We start from the raw sequence: 16549 nt of genomic DNA on the forward strand, positions 1-16549 counted from the left end.
ATCCGGCCGGAAAGGAGCCCCGCCATGAAACGAAACGCTCCCCTGCTCGCCCTGGGCCTGGTCCTGCTGCTGTCCGCCTGCGCGGCGGGCGGGACGCAGCCCGCCCCCTCCGCCGAAGAGAGCCCCGAGGAGACCGCCTACCACAAGATCACCGCCGAGGAGGCCAAGGAGATGATGGAGGACGGGGATGTCACCATCGTGGACGTGCGGCGGAGTGACGAATACGAGGCCGGCCACATCCCCGGCGCCATCCTGATCCCCAACGAGGATATCGGTACTCAGCAGCCCGAGGCCCTCCCCCAGCTGGACGCCACACTGCTCGTCTACTGCCGCACGGGGGTCAGAAGCAAGCAGGCCTCCGACAAGCTGATAGAGCTGGGCTATGAAAATGTCTACGACATGGGAGGCATCGTGGACTGGTCCTACGACACCGTGACGGGGAGTGATGCGGGATGAACAGTGACTTCAACATCGCCGTCCACGCCCTTGTGTATTTGAGCCACAAGGCCCAGACTCTCTCCAGCGAGGCCCTGGCGGAGAACATCTGCACCAATCCCGCCCGGGTGCGGAAGGTCCTGGCCGCCCTTGGGAAGGCCGGGCTGGTCTCCACCAGGGAGGGCCGCCCCCACGGGGGCTACGCCATTGCGAGACCCGCCGGGGGCATCACCCTCAAGGAGGTGAGCCTCGCCATGGACGCCTGCTTCGTCTCCACCGCCTGGAAGAGCGGGGACCCCAATATGACCTGCCTGGTGGCCTCCGGCATGGCGGGACTGATGGACGAGATCTATGGGCGGTTGGATCAGCAGTGCAAAAACACGTTGGGACAGATCACCATCCGGGACCTGGAAGAGCGGATCTTCCGCCCCGCACCGGACAAGCCGGCCCAAGAGGCCGCAGAAAGGAACCCAGTATGAAAAAAGCGGACGCAGTCGTCATTGGTTTCGGCAAAGGGGGCAAGACCCTGGCTGGAGCGCTGGCGGAAGCCGGCAGGAGCGTCATTATGGTGGAGCGCTCCGACAAGATGTACGGGGGCACCTGTATCAACGTGGCCTGTATCCCCACCAAGTCCCTGGTCCACTCCGCCGCCCTCTCCGCCGCCATGGGCGGCTCCTTCGCCGAGAAGGCGGAGCGGTACGCCGCCGCCATTTTTGAGAAGGACCGGCTCACCGGGGCCCTCCGGGGAAAGAACTACCACAAGCTGGCCGACCACCCCAACGTCACCGTTCTGACCGGCGACGGCTCCTTCCTGGACGCCCGCCACGTGGCCGTGGCCATGGCCGACGGCAGCCGGGAGGAGATCGAGGCCGGGCAGGTCTTTATCAACACCGGCGCCCGGCCCTTCGTGCCCCCCATCCCCGGCCTCAAGGAGAGCCGGTACGTCTATCTGAGCGAGAGCCTTTTGGATCGCAGGGACCTGCCCCGGCGGCTGGTCATTATCGGGGGCGGGTATATCGGCATGGAGTTTGCCTCCATGTACGCCAACTTCGGAAGCCAGGTCACCGTGCTCCAGGATGGGGCCGTCTTTCTCCCCCGGGAGGACCAGGAGGTGGCGGGGGCCGTGCTGGAGAGCCTGGCCGCCCGGGGCGTGGAGGTGCTGCGCTCCACCAAGACCCTGGGGGTGGAGGATGTAGGGGATCACGCCGAAATCACCATTGAAAACGCCGATGGGCGGCGGGTGCTGGAGGCGGAGGCCCTGCTGGTGGCCACCGGACGCCGGCCCAACGTGGCGGGGCTCAACCTGGGAGCCGCCGGGGTGGAGCTCACCGACCGGGGGGCCGTCAAGACTGACGAACACCTGCGGACCACCGCCCCCAATATCTGGGCCATGGGCGACGTGGCGGGGGGCCTCCAGTTCACCTACATCTCCCTGGACGACTTCCGCATCGTCAAATCCGCCGTCCTGGGCGACGGCAGCCGCACCACCGCCAACCGGGGGCAGGTGCCGTACAGCGTGTTCCTGGACCCTCCCTTCTCCCGGGTGGGCCTCACCGAGCAGGAGGCACGGGACAAGGGTTACAGCGTGAAAATCGCCAGGCTGGCCGCCGCCGCCATCCCCAAGGCCAACGTGCTCCAGAAGCCCACCGGGCTTTTGAAGGCGGTCATCGACGCCGACACCGGCCTCATCCTGGGCGCCCACCTCTTCTGCGAGGAGTCCTACGAGACCATCAACCTCATCAAGCTTGCCATGGACGCCAAGGTGCCCTATACCGTCCTGCGGGACAGCATCTACACCCACCCCACCATGACCGAAGCCCTCAACGACCTCTTCGGGGCCGTTCACGGGTAATATTTTGGAAAAAAGGACCGGCACAGTCGAGAATGGCTGTGTCGGTCCTTTTCCATTTTATTTGAAAATCAAAATTATTAAGGTTTAAATTAATAATATTAATTTATTTATTGACATTTTTGATATATAGTATTATATTGTCCTTAGCAGAAAGGACGTGATGAGATGAAAAAGGTCATCAGCCGCTGCCCGGTGTGCAGCCGGGAACTGACCGTGGCAAGGCTGAAGTGCGACGCCTGCGACACCGTGATCGAAAACAACTTCAGCCTGAGCAAATTTGACTATCTCTCCGATGAGGAGCTTTATTTTACGGAGACATTCATCCGCTGCCGGGGAAACATCAAAGAAGTGGAGAAGGAACTGGGGATCTCCTATCCCACCGTCCGTTCCAAGCTGGACGCGGTCATCAAAAAGCTGGGGTATGAAACGGGGCCGGACCAGCAGTCGGCCAAAAAGGAGGAGATCCTCAGGGCTCTGGAAAACGGGGAGATCACGGCCGAGCAGGCCATCGCGCAGCTGAAATAATATATGAGATGAAAGGTGATCGATCATGGACGAGAAATTGAGGATCCTCAAAATGGTGGAGGAGGGGACCATTACGGCCGAGCAGGGGGCCGAGCTCATGGCCGCCATGAACCCGGACCTGCCTGGGCAACAGGCCGTTCCGGCCCGGACCAGCTACGACAAAAAGATGTTCCGCGTCATTGTGGACAGCGTCGACGGGGACAAGGTCAAGGTCCAGTTTCCCGTGGGCGCCATCAAAAAGATTCTGAAAGCCACAGGCAAGCTCCCCATCCCCGAGAAAGAGCTGGAGGGCGTGGACCTCTCCAGTATGATGGACGCCATCTCCGAGTGCCTGGACGAGGAGATCGAGGGGGATTTCGTCAACGTGGAGAGCGCCGACGGCACCACGGTGCGCGTCTTTGTGGATCCCTAAGGCGCGGACGGGATGAAAGTAAAGGTCAGGACGGCGGACTTCCGCTTTTCCATGCCCCTGCCGGTCTCCATGGCCGGGTTCGCCCTGCGGTGGGTCCCGGACCGGGTCTTTGAGGAGGTTCGGAGCGGCACCCCGGAGCCTTACGCCAGCCTCATCACCAAGGAGACCATCGGCATGATCCTGGGAGAGTGCCTGGATGTCCTGCGGGAAAACAAGGGGCTGGAGGTGGTCCACGTGGAGGCCTCGGACGGCACGTTTGTATCCATCACATTATAAAATACAGTACGCTGATTGGGGGCGTCCACAGCGCGTCAGCGCTGGAACGCCCCCTCCACCTCAAACCCGCGGACGCCATGGACCCGGCTTGCGTCAAACCGGGAAGCCGCGTCACGCTGCTGCATGGGGTACCCCACAGGGAGCATCGCAAAGGGGATAACCGCTTCCGGCAGGGAAAACAACTTCTGGACATACTCGATGCGTTCCTCCAGCGGAGCCAGCGCCAGCCAGGTAGTCCCCAGCCCCAGTTCGGCGGCCGCCAAAAGGATGGTTTGGGTCACGGCGGAGAGGTCCTCCTGCCAAAAGGCGTCCAGGTCATCGGTATAGCGCGCCTTGTTGCAGAGGGTCACAATGCCCAGCGGAGCATTTTTGATTGCCATGGCATAGGGTTGAGCCTTGGCCAGCGCCTCCAGGACCTCCTTATCCTTTACCACCAGGAACTCCCACGGCTGTGCGTTTTTCGCGGAGGGAGCCTGCATGGCGGCACGGAGGAGCAGCTGAAGTTTTTCCTCCTCCACCGGCCTGTCGGAAAAGCGGCGCACACTGCGGCGGTTCAGCATGGTTTCTATCATGTCACTATCTCCTTTTTTAATCAATACAAGCGGGTACCCGGCTGCGATGCCGGGTACCCGCTTGGAATGTATGGGGCCTCTCCTGCGGACCGGGCCTCTTTAGCCGACGGCTTTGCGCTTGAACAGGCCGTTCAGAGCCGCGAGCGGAGACTGATTTTTCTTCTTTGCCTCTGCCCGGAGTTGAGCGCGCTTTTCCATGCGCTGGGCTTCGATCTCGGGGGAGTAGACCGCTCTGGTCTGAAGAGAGAAGAGCAGCGATTCCAACAACTCCCGGTTTTCTTCCATATACTGCGGAGTGGTGACCAGGCTGCAGATGACCATACGGTGGGTCATCTCACAGTAGAACGCCACATTGCAGACCCGGAGACGCTGCATTTTTTTGGGGTTGTTCACAAGGGCTTGTGTCGCCTTATACTGCGTCTCGATCACACACATCCGGACCCCCTGGCCGTTTTCAATGATCTCGTCCCGCAGCAGCTCAAACTGGCGGCTTTTGCCTTTGAGCGCCTTGTGGTACTCTGCCTCAATATTTTGGCTGAATTCATTCAGAAAGGTCTCATTATCTGTTTGCGAGCATTCCCAGCGCAGTCCAAGGGAGACACGTGAGCGTTTCTCCACCACATTTTCTTCGAATCGAAACAGCCCGCTGTCGTAGTTCAGGCTATAAGAACTATCCGGAATGATCCGCCAGCCAGGGTGGTATTTGATTTGGATCCCAAAGATGTCCAACAGACATGTGTCCTCCATAAAACTGCTGAGCTCCTTTCTAGATTGTCAAGCCGTTCCTTTTTATTTGATGACCTTGGCCACAGTGCTGTCCACGATATCATAGCAGCTGTTGCCGGTGGTAATGATATTGCTGACGTTGGAGATGTATTTTTCGACGATTTCCTCGGGCACCTTGGTGCTGAGGCTGACCCCGATCATAACAATGAAGTTGACGATCAGGCCCCACAGGAACGCGGAAATGCCCAGCGGAGGCTTGACAAAGAAGGTGAAAACCACCACGACCAGCAGGCCCGACACGGTACCGGCCCAGGCTCCTTCTTTGGACGCCCGGGGCCAATACAGGCCCAGGATAGTAGCGGGCATGATCATACCGAAGAAGGGCGACGACAGCTTATAGGCATTGTCCGTAATGCTTGCAGGCCTCGTAAATACAATGAAGAGCATCGCGAACATCAGGAACAGGATCGCGACCTGGCCCAAACGGACGGACTTCTTGTCTTCGATCTTCTCGCCCTTGAGGTACTTCCAGTGGACAAAGATGTCCTCAGCCGCCAGCTGGCCGCCGATCAGCAGGAAGGAGTCCGTGGTAGAGATCGCAAAGGCACACAGGCACAGGATGGAGATAAAGGTCACAAACTTGGGGGCAAACTGGGTGGACAGCAGGGGCATGACGGTATCGGTGTTGACAACGTCGGGTCCCAGCAGCGCGGGAGCCAGGATGGCGCCGACCACGGCCAGCATGAAGAAGCACAGGGCATAGAAAATGGGCAGCGCGCAGGCCATGACCTGGAAATTCTTCTTGTTCTTGGCCATAAAGCAGCGCACGAAGATGTGCGGCCAGAAGAGGTTGGCAATGGCTCCGGCCAGAGCGTTGTTGATATTCCCGACCACAGTATAGGTGCCGGTAGGTCCGGGATTGGAGAGAACGGCGGAGTGCGCGCCGGCCTTGGTGATCTCATAGGCCTGCTGCAGGCCCTTGATAAGGCCGCCCTCAAAGTTGCTGGTCGTCACAAAGAAGATGACCAGCGCCAGGGCGCCGTAGCCCAGGAAGAAATGGAACGTATCCATCCAGGCCACAGAGCTCATTCCGCCGCACAGCGTATGGGCCGCGATGACCACGCAGGCCACACCCACGGCCACGCCGTAGCTGATCATACCGGCAGTGGAAACCTCCATGCCGGTGCCGATGGAGATGACCTGGGTCGCAATATAGGGGATGATGAACACAAAGAGCAGCGCCGCCACAAAGAAGCCGTAACCCTCGGAGTAGTAGCGGTTGCGTAGATATTCGGCGGGGGATTTGAATCCGTATTCCTTGCCCTGGATCCACAGACGATAACCAATCGTACAAAACATCAGGGCGGTAATATAGCCGCCATTGCCGGAGAGGTAGCCAACGCCGAACTTATAGATGGAAGAGGGATATCCGTAATAGGATAGTCCGCTGAAAATCGACATGGCGACGGTGGCCAGCAGCGCCAGGTTACCAATGCCGCGGTTGGCGGTATAATAGGTCTCGGCATTGTTGTTTTTAAACAGACGGCGGATGCCGTCCCACAGGAGGATCACAACGTAGACGACCAGCCCAACAACGATCAGAATGTTGCTGTTCATTTCGTTTTTCCTCCTTTCACCACAATATTGCCGTCCTCATCATAGCGCTCCTGCTTCTTGAAGAACTGGGTAAAATACGTACCCCACAACACGGCGGAGACAACACCCATGATGGCATACAGGAACATCTGGAAGGGGATAAACCCGAATATGACGCCGTCGGGGTTAATGAGAGGGATACAGACATAGTCAAAAATGAAATACAGGACATTTAAACATACAAACAGCTTGGTATTCACGCTTCGTACCTCCTTTTTCTCTTAGCTCGGTGGTTCTGCCTCAGGGGAATCGCTTGGTGAGAGGTTGGGGGGCTTCCGATGTGATCACGGGCTCACGCTGCTGATGAATTCCTGGATACGCTGGTACTCTTCGGGGGATCGGACACAGAGCGTTCCATGGACACTGTTTTCGCACGTGAATGTAAAGCACTCTTCCAGGCAGCCGCAGATAACGAGCACGACGTCATATACCTTGTCCACATCATATGGCTCAAAGCAGACGTCCGGATATTCCTTCCGCGCCCGTTCCACCAGGCGGCGGCGTTCATAGTTGGGGTTACAGCCGCCGCAGTACTTCAATCCAATCAGCATAAACAGCTCCAAACAAAGGGATTGTCCCGCCCTCCCCAGGTGGTGTGGGAGAAGGGAGGGCGGGACCCAAAAGGGACAACTGCCGAATGGGACAGCAGTATTAATCGCCGGTCTTGATCTTGGCCAGTCTCTTGGCGAAATTCTTTTTCTGCTCCCAGTTGGTCTCGCGCTGGATCATGACGCGCATGGCCTGGGGGGAACCGGCGCCGTGCATCGACTCCGCCAGGGCGGTGCCGCCGGTCATGTTCTCCAGAAGGCGGGCCATACGGATGCGGTCCTCGGTTGGGAAGCGGGCGTCGCCGGCAAAATACTTGTCGATGTAACCGTGGCAGACCTCGGAGCGGTAGTCGGCCTCATAGGGCAGGGTGGCGATAAAGCCGCCGGCGATGTCGTGGGCCAGGCGGGAAATCTCGTACATGGTCTTGGTGCAGTTGAGCTTCACGGTGTTGGCCAGCAGAGTGTCCACGTAATAGCTGCCGGCCTCGGTCTTGTGCCCCATGGCGGAGCAGGCAATGGAGCAGCAGTGCATGGACTCGGCCAGGTGGACCATCTCCACCAGTTTGTCCTTGATGTGGGAGGCCTTGGGGCAGCCGTTGTACTCGGCCATGGAGGCCGCGGCGCCGATGATGACGTCGGCCACGCCCACCTTACAGCCGCCGTAGTTCTGCCGGTGGTAGGAGGCGAAGGTCTCCACAAACTCCTGGGCCAGATCGTACTCGCCGCACATGAACACCCGGTCCCAGGGCACGAACACGTCGTTGAGCACGGTGAGGGTCTCGCCGCCCACGATGGCGTACTCGGCGTTGCCGCAGTCGATGTCCCCTTCCAGCCGGCGGTTTTCGTTGGTCTGGCGGCCGAAAATGTGGATGACCCCCGGCGCGTCCACGGGGATGGCGGCGGCCACGGCATAGTCCTTGTCCTCGGGCCCCAGGTTGGTGGTGGGCAGGATCAGCATCTCATGGGAATTGACCATCCCCGTCTGGTGGGCCTTGGCCCCCCGGACCACGATGCCGTCCTCCCGCCGCTCCACAACGTGGACAAAGAGGTCCGGGTCGGCCTGCTGGCTGGGCTTCTTGCTGCGGTCGCCCTTGGGGTCGGTCATGGACCCGGCCACCATGATGTCGGTCTCCTGGACATACTGCATATACTTCTTCAGCCGCTCATGGTAATCCGTGCCGTACTTCTTGTCGATCTTGTAGGTGGTGATGTAAGAGGCGTTCAGGGCGTCGAAGCCCACGCAGCGCTGGAAACAGGTGCCGGTCTTCTGCCCGATCATGCGCATCATCTTGACCTTTTTCACCAGGTCCTCGGTGCTCTGGTGCACGTGGGTGAAGCGGTTGATCTTCTTACCGGTAAAATGGGACGTAGCGGTCATCAGGTCTTCGTACTCGGGGTCGAAGGCCAGTTCGTAGGTCAGGGCGGCAGAGTTCACGTGGGGGGCGGTCATGGGATCGTCCACGACGCTCTCGATCTTTCTGCCGTTGCAATATACAATGGGATGGAGTTTCCTCAAGCTGTCCTTGTACTGCTGTCCATTCATCATGGTGACATTCCTCCTAAAAATAAATCACGAATATTTAAACGATCTGGTTCTCTTTCAACCGCCGGATCTCTTCCTCGCCCAGGTGCAGGATGCTCCGCAGGACCTCCTCGGTATGCTCCCCCAGCTCCGGGGCCCGGCGGGCCATGATGGGGGGCGTATCCTGGAGCTTGAGAGGATCGCCGGGGAACTTGACCGTGCCCACGCCAGGGACCTCCTGCTCCACGACCATGTCCCGCATCAAAAGCTGGGGGTCCTCCACCAGCTCCGCCACCGATTTGGCGGAGGCCACCGGGACTCCGACCTCGTCCAGCATGACCTCCACTTCCTTGGAGGTGTGCTGGAGGGTCCACCGCTCCACAATGGCGTCTATCTCCTTCTCGTTTTGCTTGCGTAGGGGATTGCTGCTGAATCTGGGGTCCTGGATCAGCTCGGGCTGTCCCATCACGGTGGTGAGCCTGGTAAACAGGGAGTCATTGGCGGTGGAGATGAATACCCCGCCGTCCGCCGTGTGATACATGTTATAGGGCGCGGAGCCCGGGTTGGAATTGCCGATCCGGCTGGGGTTTTGACCGGTCATCGTCAAAATAGGCACGGAGTTTTCCAGCATGGAAAATACGGTATCCATCATGGCCATGTCGATGTACTGGCCCTTCCCCGACCGCTCCCGGTAATGCAGGGCGGCGAGGATGGCCACCGCGGTGTGGACGCCGGTGGCGGCATCCGAGATGGCCGGGCCCACCTTCACCGGCTCCCCGTCGGGATAACCGGTCAAATAGGTGATCCCGCCCATTGCCTGGGCGATGGCGTCGTAGGCAGCCTTTTTGCTGTATGGGCCGCTCTGGCCAAAGCCTGAGATAGAGGCATAGATCAGGCCTGGATTGACCTCGGCCAGCTCTTTATAGCCTAGTCCCAATTTTTTTATGGTGCCAGCGGAAAAGTTTTCCACCACCACGTCCGCCCACCGGGCCAGCTCCATAACGATCTGCTTGCCCGCTTCCGACTTCAGGTTCAAGGTAATGCTCTTTTTGTTGCGGTTCAAATAAGAAAAGTAGCCGCTCTGGCCGTTCTTGATGGGGTGAAAGGCCCGGGTGTCGTCCCCTTTTCCCACGGCCTCAATCTTGATCACCTCAGCACCCAGATCCGCCAGCAGCATGGTGCAGTATGGACCAGAATAGACTCTGGTAAAATCCAGCACCTTGAGCCCTTGAAGTGCTTCTGGCGCTCCCATCTGATCAACTCCTTTGCCAATTTGGAATTTAACCTCGTGTTTTGTACAGCACTATTCACAAGTGCAAGCCGCGTGCCAAGTTTAAAATCGGGATATCAGACAAAAAGTCCGCCTTATGATTTGATTTTGAATCACAAGGCGGACTTTTTGATTTATTTTTGAATAATTGATTTAAATTTGAATCAACTGTTATTGCGGCAGCTCACAGCGGTACTTTTTGAGTTTGCGGGAGACGGAGGGCTGGCTGATTTGAAGGGCCTCAGCGATCTGATACGTCGTCTTATAGCGCCGCGCCGCGTCCAGCAGCATCCGTTTTTCCAGGCGCTCGCAGGCTTCTTTCAGCGATATTTCCTCAAAGGGGGCGGCCACGTCCAGGGCGCCGGCAGGACCGGCCGTCTGCCACGGCAGACGCGCCTCCTCAACGGAGACCAGGTCGGAAGAACTGGTGACCAACACCCGCTCCACGATATTTTCCAGTTCCCGCACGTTGCCGGGCCAGTTGTAATCCATCAGCGCGGAGATCAATTCCGGGGAGAGTTGTTTGTTCAGATGGTATTTGGCGTTCAGCTTTTTCACAAAGAATTTGATCAAGCTCGGAATATCCGCCTTTCTCTCCCGCAGGGGAGGCGACTTGATAACCACGATATTCAGCCGGTAATACAGATCCTCCCGGAAGGTCTTCTCTCTGACCATCTGCTCCAAATCCTGGTTGGTGGCGGCGATCACCCTTGTGTTGATGGGGATCACCTTGGTGGACCCCAGCCGGGTCACGGTGTGCTCCTGGAGCACCCGCAGCAGCTTGACCTGAAGGTGGAGGGGCATATCCCCGATCTCGTCCAGAAAAAGGGTGCCCTTGCTGGCCGATTCAAACAGCCCCATGTGTCCGCCCTTCTTCGCCCCGGTAAAGGCGCCGCTGTCATATCCAAAGAGCTCCGATTCCAGCAGATTATCCGGGATCGCCCCACAGTTGATCTTCAAAAAGGGCTGGTCCCGGCGGTAGCTTTTTTGATAGATCTCCCGGGCCAAAACCTCCTTTCCGGTGCCGGATTCCCCCAGGATCAGCACGGTGGAGTCCACCTCGGCGACTTTGTGGGCCAGGGCGACGGCGGCCTGGAACTGGGGGCTTTCCGCCACAAATCTGGGGCTGCCCTCCAGCTCATTCAGGCGGCTTTTGTATTGATTGGCGATCTGTCTGCTGTGGTCAAGCTCTTTTCCAAGCTCATTGATGACGGTGATGTCCTTTACGATGGTCACCACCAGAATGATGCTCCCGCTTTTATAGATCGGGATGCCGTGGAGGGCGAGGCGTTTTCCCTTGGCCGTCGTCTGCTCCGCGGTCACCTCGCTGCCCTTGTCGATGACCCGCTGGGTGATGGAGTTGGACAGGATCCCCTCTTTGACGATATCCGCGATATACCGCCCCACCAGCTGCCGGGCGGACAGGCCGGTCATATGCTCATAGGCGGCGTTCACCTTGATAGTCAGGCCCCTGGCGTTTGTGACATAGATCCCGTCCGGGAGAATGTCGACGATGCGTTCCCAATCCTCCGGACGCAGCCCTGTGGATGAGTAATTGTCCATGGCGGGCGAAAGACCTCCTTTGACCGCGGGTTTGGTGATTTCATACGAAATTCAGCTCAACAAGGCGTTTCGTTTATCATAGCACGTCTATTTTCGGGTGTAAAGGCCCCTCCTTTTTTCAAAAATTGGGGCGCGGCAAAAAAGTTGGCATAGGATCTGCAATTATAAAAGCTGAATTGATTTGAAAAAGGAGGTCCTGAAAATGGGAGAAAAAAGCCGCCCGCCCCAGCTGCCGGAGGGCATGATGCAGCTCATCGATGAGCAGGTGCGCCCTGCCCTGCGGGCCCACGGCGGAGATTTGACCATTACGGAATTTTCCGGCGGCGTGCTGCGCTTCAAGCTCACCGGCGGCTGCCGGGGCTGCCCCTCCGCCTGGCTGACGGCGGAGGAGATCGTCAAGGCGCCGCTCACCGCCCGGTTCCCGGAGTTAAAGGACGTGGTGGCGGATACGGATCTGGACGACGACCTCATTTCGATGGCAAAGGAGATCCTCTCCCAAAAACACGCCCCCCGCTAAAATTGGCACAATTCTTGCTTGTTATATCGGCAGCGGTTTTGTACAGCAGCAAATTCGCTTATCCCGAACCCGGCAGGCGGCCAGTTTGCCGCCGCCCAAAATTCAGAACACAGGAGGACGCATGATATGTTCCATTTAGAAGAAGGCCGAACCCCTGTTATCGTCAGCAGCGCCCGTACCGGCACCGGCAAATTCGGCGGGGCCCTCAGCGGGATCAACTGCCCCGAGCTGGGCGCGATGTGCGCCAAGGAGGCCATGAAGCGGGCCCATATCACCGGCGATATGGTGGACGAGGTGATTTTCGGCACCCATTTCCAAGCAGGCATCGGCGCCAACTCCGCCCGCCAGGTGGCTCTGGGCGCGGGCTGCCCCGTGGAGACCCCCGCCTGGACCGTCAACAAGAACTGCGGCACCGGCCTGAAGGCCATCAACATCACCGCCCAGCAGATCATGCTGGAAGAGGGCGACATCTACATCTCCGGCGGCTGCGACACCATGAGCCGGATCCCCTACCTGAGCATCAACCACCGCTTCGGAAGCAAAATGGGCCCCGACACCCTTCAGGACGGGATGCTCTACGACGGCCTGGTAGACCCCTTCATGCACTACCACATGGGCATCACCGCCGAAAACGTGGCCCGGAAGTGCGGCATCACCCGGGAGCAGATGGACGAGTTCGCCCTGGCAAGCCACCTGAAGGCCGAGGCCGCCATCAAAGCCGGCAAGTTCAAGGACGACATCATCCCCGTGGAGCTGAAGACCCGGAAGGGCGTCACCATTTTTGACGCCGACGAGACCGTCCGCTTCGGCGCCAAGCTGGAGGACTTCCAAAAACTGAAGCCCTGCTTCCTCACCGACGGCACCGGCATGGTCACCGCGGGCAACGCCTCCCCCTGCAACGACGAGGGTGTGGCCGTGGTCATGATGAGCCTGGCCAAGGCCCGCCAGCTGGATCTGGCCCCCAAGTGCGCCATCCGTGGGTTCGCCTCCGCGGGCGTGGACCCGTCCATCATGGGCTATGCCCCCGTCTACGCCGTCCAAAAGCTGCTCCAGAAAACCGGGCTCAAGAAAGAGGACATCGACCTTTGGGAGCTCAATGAAGCCTTTGCCGCCCAAGCCCTGGCCTGCATCAAGGACCTGGGGCTGGACCCGGAAAAGGTCAACGTCAATGGCGGCGCCATCGCCCTGGGCCACCCCGTGGGCGCCACCGGGGCCCGCCTTGTGATGACCATTATGGCCGAGATGGAGCGCCGCGGCGCCCGCTACGGCGTGGTCAGCCTGTGCATCGGCGGCGGCCAGGGCATTGCGACCCTGGTCGAGCGCATCTGAGGAGGAGAGCTGATATGAAAGAAATCAAGACCATCGGCGTCATCGGCGCCGGTCAGATGGGTTCCGGCATCGCCCAGGTGGCCGCCGTCTCCGGTTATTCCGTCCTGCTCTACGACGCCTTTCCCGGCGTAGCCGCCAAAGCCCTCTCCCGCATCCAGGCAGGACTGGAAAAACAGGTGGACAAAGGCCGGATGACCCTGGCGGCCTGCGACGCCGCCGTGGCCGCCATCACGGTGGCGGATACGCTGGAGCAGGCCGCCCAGGCCGAGCTGGTGGTGGAGGCCGCCATTGAAAAGGCGGAGCTGAAAAAGGAGCTCTTCGCCGCCCTGGACAAGGCCGCCGGGCCGGACACCATCCTGGCCTCCAACACCTCCTCCATCTCCCTGACCGAGATTGCCTCCGCCACCGGGCGGGCCGATAAGGTCATCGGCATGCATTTCTTCAACCCCGCCCCCGTGATGAAGCTGGTGGAGGTCATCAAGGGCTACTCCACCAGCCAGGACACCATTGACGCCATCATGGCGGTGGTGGAAAAAATGGGGAAAATCTCCGTCCTGGCCCTGGACAAAGCCGGTTTCATCGTCAACCGGGCCCTGGACCCCATGCTCAACGAGGCCATCTTCATGCTGGAGGAGGGCGTGGGCACCGTGGAGGACATCGACAACGCCATGAAATACGGCTGCAACCACCCCATGGGCCCCCTGGCCCTCACCGACCTCATCGGCCTGGACGTGATCCTGGCCGTCATGGAGGTGCTGTACCGGGAGTACGGCGACAGCAAGTACCGCCCCGCCCCCCTGCTGCGGAAAATGGTCCGGGCGGGCAAGCTGGGCAAAAAGACCGGCGAAGGCTTTTATAAGTATTGAGAGGTGGACGGAAAATGACATACCAGTATGTGGAGTACCGGGCGGAGGGCCGCCTGGCCTACGTGACCATCAACCGGCCCGAGGCCCTCAACGCCCTCAACGAGACGGTCATCGCCGAGCTGATGGACTGCTTCCAGGCCATCAACGGCGACCCCACCGTAGACTGCGTGATCCTCACGGGCAGCGGCCGTTCCTTTGTAGCCGGGGCCGACATCGGCACCATGCGGGATCTGGCGGTCCTGGACGGCCGGGACTTCACCATGTTCGGACAGCGGTTGATGGACTACGTGGAGAACATCCGGCAGCCCGTCATCGCCGCCGTGAACGGCTTCGCCCTGGGCGGCGGCTGCGAGCTGGCCATGGCCTGCGACATCCGCATCGCCTCTGAAAAGGCCAAGTTCGGCCAGCCGGAGGTGAATCTGGGCATCATTCCCGGCTTCGGCGGCACCCAGCGCCTGCCCCGCCTGGTGGGCAAGGGGATGGCCAAATACCTCATCATGACCGCCGAACACATCTCCGCCCAGGAGGCCCTCCGCATCGGCCTGGTGCAGAAGGTGGTCGCCCCCGAAGAGCTGATGACCGAGGCCCAGCGGGTGGCCAACCTCATCCTCTCCAAAGCCCCCGTGGCCGTCCGCATGGCAAAGTGCGCGATCAACACCGCCGAGGACACCGATATGCGCTCCGGCATCGCCTACGAGGCCGAGGCCTACACCACCAGCTTCCAGGCCGGCGACCGGGTGGAGGGCATGACCGCCTTCCTGGAAAAACGGGAGGCCGCCTTTACCGGGAAATAAACCGTAATACGAAAACTTAGAGCCCTCCGGACGGCGCCGTTTCCCCCCAGACGGCGCCGCTCAGGGGGCTCTGCATCCAAACATTCCAATTTCATTTTGTCAGGACAGGAGGAATCATCACTTATGGTAGGATTTAAACTGACCCAGGAACAGGAGCTGGCCAAAAAGATGTTCCGGGAGTTTGCGGAAAACGAGATCAAGCCCCTGGTCCGGGATATGGACGAGGCCGAGGCGTTGGACATGGCCCTTGTGGAAAAGCTGAAGCGGTACGGCATGATGGGCATCCCCTACTCCCGGGACTACGGCGGGGCCGGGGCCGACGTGCTGACCTACGCGCTGTGCATGGAGGAGATCTCCCGTGTGGACGCCAGCGTGGGCATCACCATCTCCGTCCACACCTCCCTGTGCTGCTCCTGCATCTCCGAGCACGCCAGCGAGGAGCAGAAGCAAGCCTTCCTGCGCCCCCTGGTGGACGGCACCAAGGTGGGCTGCTTCGGCCTCACCGAGCCCAGCGCAGGCACCGACGCCGGCGGCGTCCTCTCCACCGCCGTGAAGGACGGCGATTTCTATATCCTCAACGGCCAGAAGGTGTTTACCACCAACTCCGGCTTTGCGGACACCTTCATCATTTTCGCCCTGACCAACCCCGCCCTGGGCGGCACCAAGGGACTGTCCGCCTTTATCGTGGACCGGGACACGCCGGGGCTGACCGTCAGCAAGGACATCCCCCGCATGGGCATCCGGGCCGCCTCCAACTGTGAGGTAGCCATGATAGACGTGAAGGTCCCCGCCGACCGGCTCATCGGCAAAGAGGGCCTGGGCTACAAGATCGCCATGGGGGCCCTGGCCGGCGGCCGGATCGGCATCGGCGCCCAGTCCGTGGGCATCGCCCAGGGCGCCATCGACGAGGCCCTGGCCTATGTCAAGGAGCGCAAGCAGTTCGGCAAGGCCATCGCCAAATTCCAGAACACCCAGTTCAAGCTGGCGGAAATGCAGACCAAGGTGGACGCCGCCCGGCTGATGGTGTGGCGCGCCGCCGCGGCCAAGGACAACCACGAAAATTACGCGCCCCTGGCCGCCATGTGCAAGCTCTTCGCCTCCGGCGTATGCAACGAGGTTGCCCGGGACGCCGTGCAGCTCTTCGGCGGCTATGGCTATTCCCGGGAGTACCCCGTGGAAAAGATGCTGCGGGACGCCAAAATCACCGAAATCTATGAGGGCACCTCCGAGGCCATGAAGATGATCGTCGGCGGCGCAATGATGAGATAAGGAGAGTTGCTGATTATGAAGTGCATTGTATGTGTAAAGCAGGTGCCGGATACGTCCGGCGTGGTGGCGGTGAAAGAGGACGGGACGATGGACCGTGCCGCCATGGCCACCATCACTAACCATGACGACCTGGCCGCCGTGGAGGCGGCTCTGGAGCTGAAGGACGCCACCGGCTGCAAGGTCGTGGTGGTCTCCATGGGCCCCCCGCCCGCGGAGGGGATGCTCCGGGAGCTGCTGGCTATGGGCTGTGACGAGGCCGTTCTGGTCTCCGCCCGTGAGTTCGGCGGTTCCGATACTTACGCCACCTCTCAGATTTTGGCCGCGGCCATCCACAAGATTGGCGTGGAGTCCGACGACATCATCTTCTGCGGCCGCCAGGCCATCGACGGCGACACCGCCCAGGTGGGCCCCCAGATC

The 16549-nt window shown here is 60.0% G+C and carries 20 protein-coding genes; 12 read left to right on the top strand and 8 right to left on the bottom strand.

The window, feature by feature from the left end; genetic code table 11:
• Positions 1 to 24 precede the first annotated feature (24 nt).
• The 6 genes from AAEU42_RS14370 to AAEU42_RS14395 all read left to right on the top strand — a co-directional run bounded on the left by AAEU42_RS14370 (position 25) and on the right by AAEU42_RS14395 (position 3500).
• Positions 25 to 456, top strand: a complete 432-nt coding sequence (locus tag AAEU42_RS14370) for a rhodanese-like domain-containing protein (protein ID WP_342234246.1) — start codon at positions 25 to 27, stop codon at positions 454 to 456.
• Entirely contained in the window at positions 453 to 914 is a 462-nt protein-coding gene (locus AAEU42_RS14375) for an RrF2 family transcriptional regulator (protein ID WP_342234247.1), read from the top strand. Before AAEU42_RS14370 ends, AAEU42_RS14375 begins: the two co-directional genes overlap by 4 nt.
• The gene (locus AAEU42_RS14380) at positions 911 to 2287 is read left to right on the top strand and encodes an FAD-dependent oxidoreductase (protein ID WP_342234248.1); all 1377 of its coding nucleotides are present in this window, start codon (positions 911 to 913) and stop codon (positions 2285 to 2287) included. The genes AAEU42_RS14375 and AAEU42_RS14380 overlap by 4 nt, the downstream gene beginning before the upstream one ends.
• Positions 2288 to 2452: 165 nt before the next feature.
• Positions 2453 to 2812 carry a DUF2089 domain-containing protein gene (locus AAEU42_RS14385; protein WP_342234249.1) on the top strand — a complete coding sequence of 120 codons (360 nt, stop codon included), beginning with the start codon at positions 2453 to 2455 and terminating at the stop codon, positions 2810 to 2812.
• Between the two features lie 25 nt (positions 2813 to 2837).
• The gene (locus AAEU42_RS14390; RefSeq protein WP_342234250.1) at positions 2838 to 3224 is read left to right on the top strand and encodes an SHOCT-like domain-containing protein; all 387 of its coding nucleotides are present in this window, start codon (positions 2838 to 2840) and stop codon (positions 3222 to 3224) included.
• Positions 3225 to 3236: 12 nt separating this feature from the next.
• The gene (locus AAEU42_RS14395; RefSeq protein WP_342234251.1) at positions 3237 to 3500 is read left to right on the top strand and encodes a hypothetical protein; all 264 of its coding nucleotides are present in this window, start codon (positions 3237 to 3239) and stop codon (positions 3498 to 3500) included.
• Positions 3501 to 3535: 35 nt separating this feature from the next.
• On the opposite strand, the gene AAEU42_RS14400 is transcribed toward AAEU42_RS14395, so the two are convergent.
• The 8 genes from AAEU42_RS14400 to AAEU42_RS14435 all read right to left on the bottom strand — a co-directional run bounded on the left by AAEU42_RS14400 (position 3536) and on the right by AAEU42_RS14435 (position 11357).
• On the bottom strand, positions 3536 to 4072 hold the full coding sequence (locus AAEU42_RS14400; protein WP_342234252.1) for a nitroreductase family protein: 537 nt from the start codon (positions 4070 to 4072) through the stop codon (positions 3536 to 3538).
• 99 nt (positions 4073 to 4171) lie between these two features.
• The gene (locus tag AAEU42_RS14405; RefSeq protein ID WP_342234253.1) at positions 4172 to 4801 is read right to left on the bottom strand and encodes a hypothetical protein; all 630 of its coding nucleotides are present in this window, start codon (positions 4799 to 4801) and stop codon (positions 4172 to 4174) included.
• Between the two features lie 60 nt (positions 4802 to 4861).
• Complete coding sequence (locus tag AAEU42_RS14410; RefSeq protein WP_342234254.1) at positions 4862 to 6415, bottom strand: sodium:solute symporter family protein; 1554 nt, start codon at positions 6413 to 6415, stop codon at positions 4862 to 4864.
• Positions 6412 to 6654 carry a hypothetical protein gene (locus tag AAEU42_RS14415; protein WP_342234255.1) on the bottom strand — a complete coding sequence of 81 codons (243 nt, stop codon included), beginning with the start codon at positions 6652 to 6654 and terminating at the stop codon, positions 6412 to 6414. The genes AAEU42_RS14410 and AAEU42_RS14415 overlap by 4 nt, the downstream gene beginning before the upstream one ends.
• A gap of 84 nt (positions 6655 to 6738) precedes the next feature.
• Positions 6739 to 7005 carry a hypothetical protein gene (locus tag AAEU42_RS14420; protein WP_342234256.1) on the bottom strand — a complete coding sequence of 89 codons (267 nt, stop codon included), beginning with the start codon at positions 7003 to 7005 and terminating at the stop codon, positions 6739 to 6741.
• Between the two features lie 100 nt (positions 7006 to 7105).
• Entirely contained in the window at positions 7106 to 8548 is a 1443-nt protein-coding gene (locus AAEU42_RS14425; RefSeq protein WP_342234257.1) for a 4-hydroxyphenylacetate 3-hydroxylase family protein, read from the bottom strand.
• A gap of 34 nt (positions 8549 to 8582) precedes the next feature.
• Positions 8583 to 9776 (bottom strand): CaiB/BaiF CoA transferase family protein, encoded by a 1194-nt coding sequence (locus AAEU42_RS14430; RefSeq protein WP_342234258.1) that lies wholly within the window; start codon positions 9774 to 9776, stop codon positions 8583 to 8585.
• A 189-nt stretch (positions 9777 to 9965) separates the two neighbouring features.
• Complete coding sequence (locus tag AAEU42_RS14435) at positions 9966 to 11357, bottom strand: sigma-54 interaction domain-containing protein (RefSeq protein WP_342234259.1); 1392 nt, start codon at positions 11355 to 11357, stop codon at positions 9966 to 9968.
• A gap of 202 nt (positions 11358 to 11559) precedes the next feature.
• On the opposite strand from AAEU42_RS14435, the gene AAEU42_RS14440 reads away from it, so the two are divergent.
• The 6 genes from AAEU42_RS14440 to AAEU42_RS14465 all read left to right on the top strand — a co-directional run.
• A complete protein-coding gene (locus AAEU42_RS14440; protein WP_342234260.1) occupies positions 11560 to 11874 on the top strand; it encodes a NifU family protein in 315 nt (104 codons plus the stop codon).
• Between the two features lie 126 nt (positions 11875 to 12000).
• Positions 12001 to 13203, top strand: a complete 1203-nt coding sequence (locus AAEU42_RS14445; RefSeq protein ID WP_342234261.1) for a thiolase family protein — start codon at positions 12001 to 12003, stop codon at positions 13201 to 13203.
• A gap of 23 nt (positions 13204 to 13226) precedes the next feature.
• Positions 13227 to 14069 carry a 3-hydroxyacyl-CoA dehydrogenase family protein gene (locus tag AAEU42_RS14450; protein WP_342234271.1) on the top strand — a complete coding sequence of 281 codons (843 nt, stop codon included), beginning with the start codon at positions 13227 to 13229 and terminating at the stop codon, positions 14067 to 14069.
• A 14-nt stretch (positions 14070 to 14083) separates the two neighbouring features.
• Entirely contained in the window at positions 14084 to 14863 is a 780-nt protein-coding gene (locus AAEU42_RS14455; RefSeq protein ID WP_342234262.1) for an enoyl-CoA hydratase-related protein, read from the top strand.
• Between the two features lie 123 nt (positions 14864 to 14986).
• A complete protein-coding gene (locus tag AAEU42_RS14460; RefSeq protein ID WP_342234263.1) occupies positions 14987 to 16132 on the top strand; it encodes an acyl-CoA dehydrogenase family protein in 1146 nt (381 codons plus the stop codon).
• 15 nt (positions 16133 to 16147) lie between these two features.
• A partial coding sequence (locus AAEU42_RS14465) for an electron transfer flavoprotein subunit beta/FixA family protein (protein WP_342234264.1) occupies positions 16148 to 16549 on the top strand: 402 nt, incomplete at its 3' end.

The organism is Pseudoflavonifractor phocaeensis (genome assembly GCF_038439875.1).
Taxonomy (GTDB): domain Bacteria; phylum Bacillota; class Clostridia; order Oscillospirales; family Oscillospiraceae; genus Vermiculatibacterium.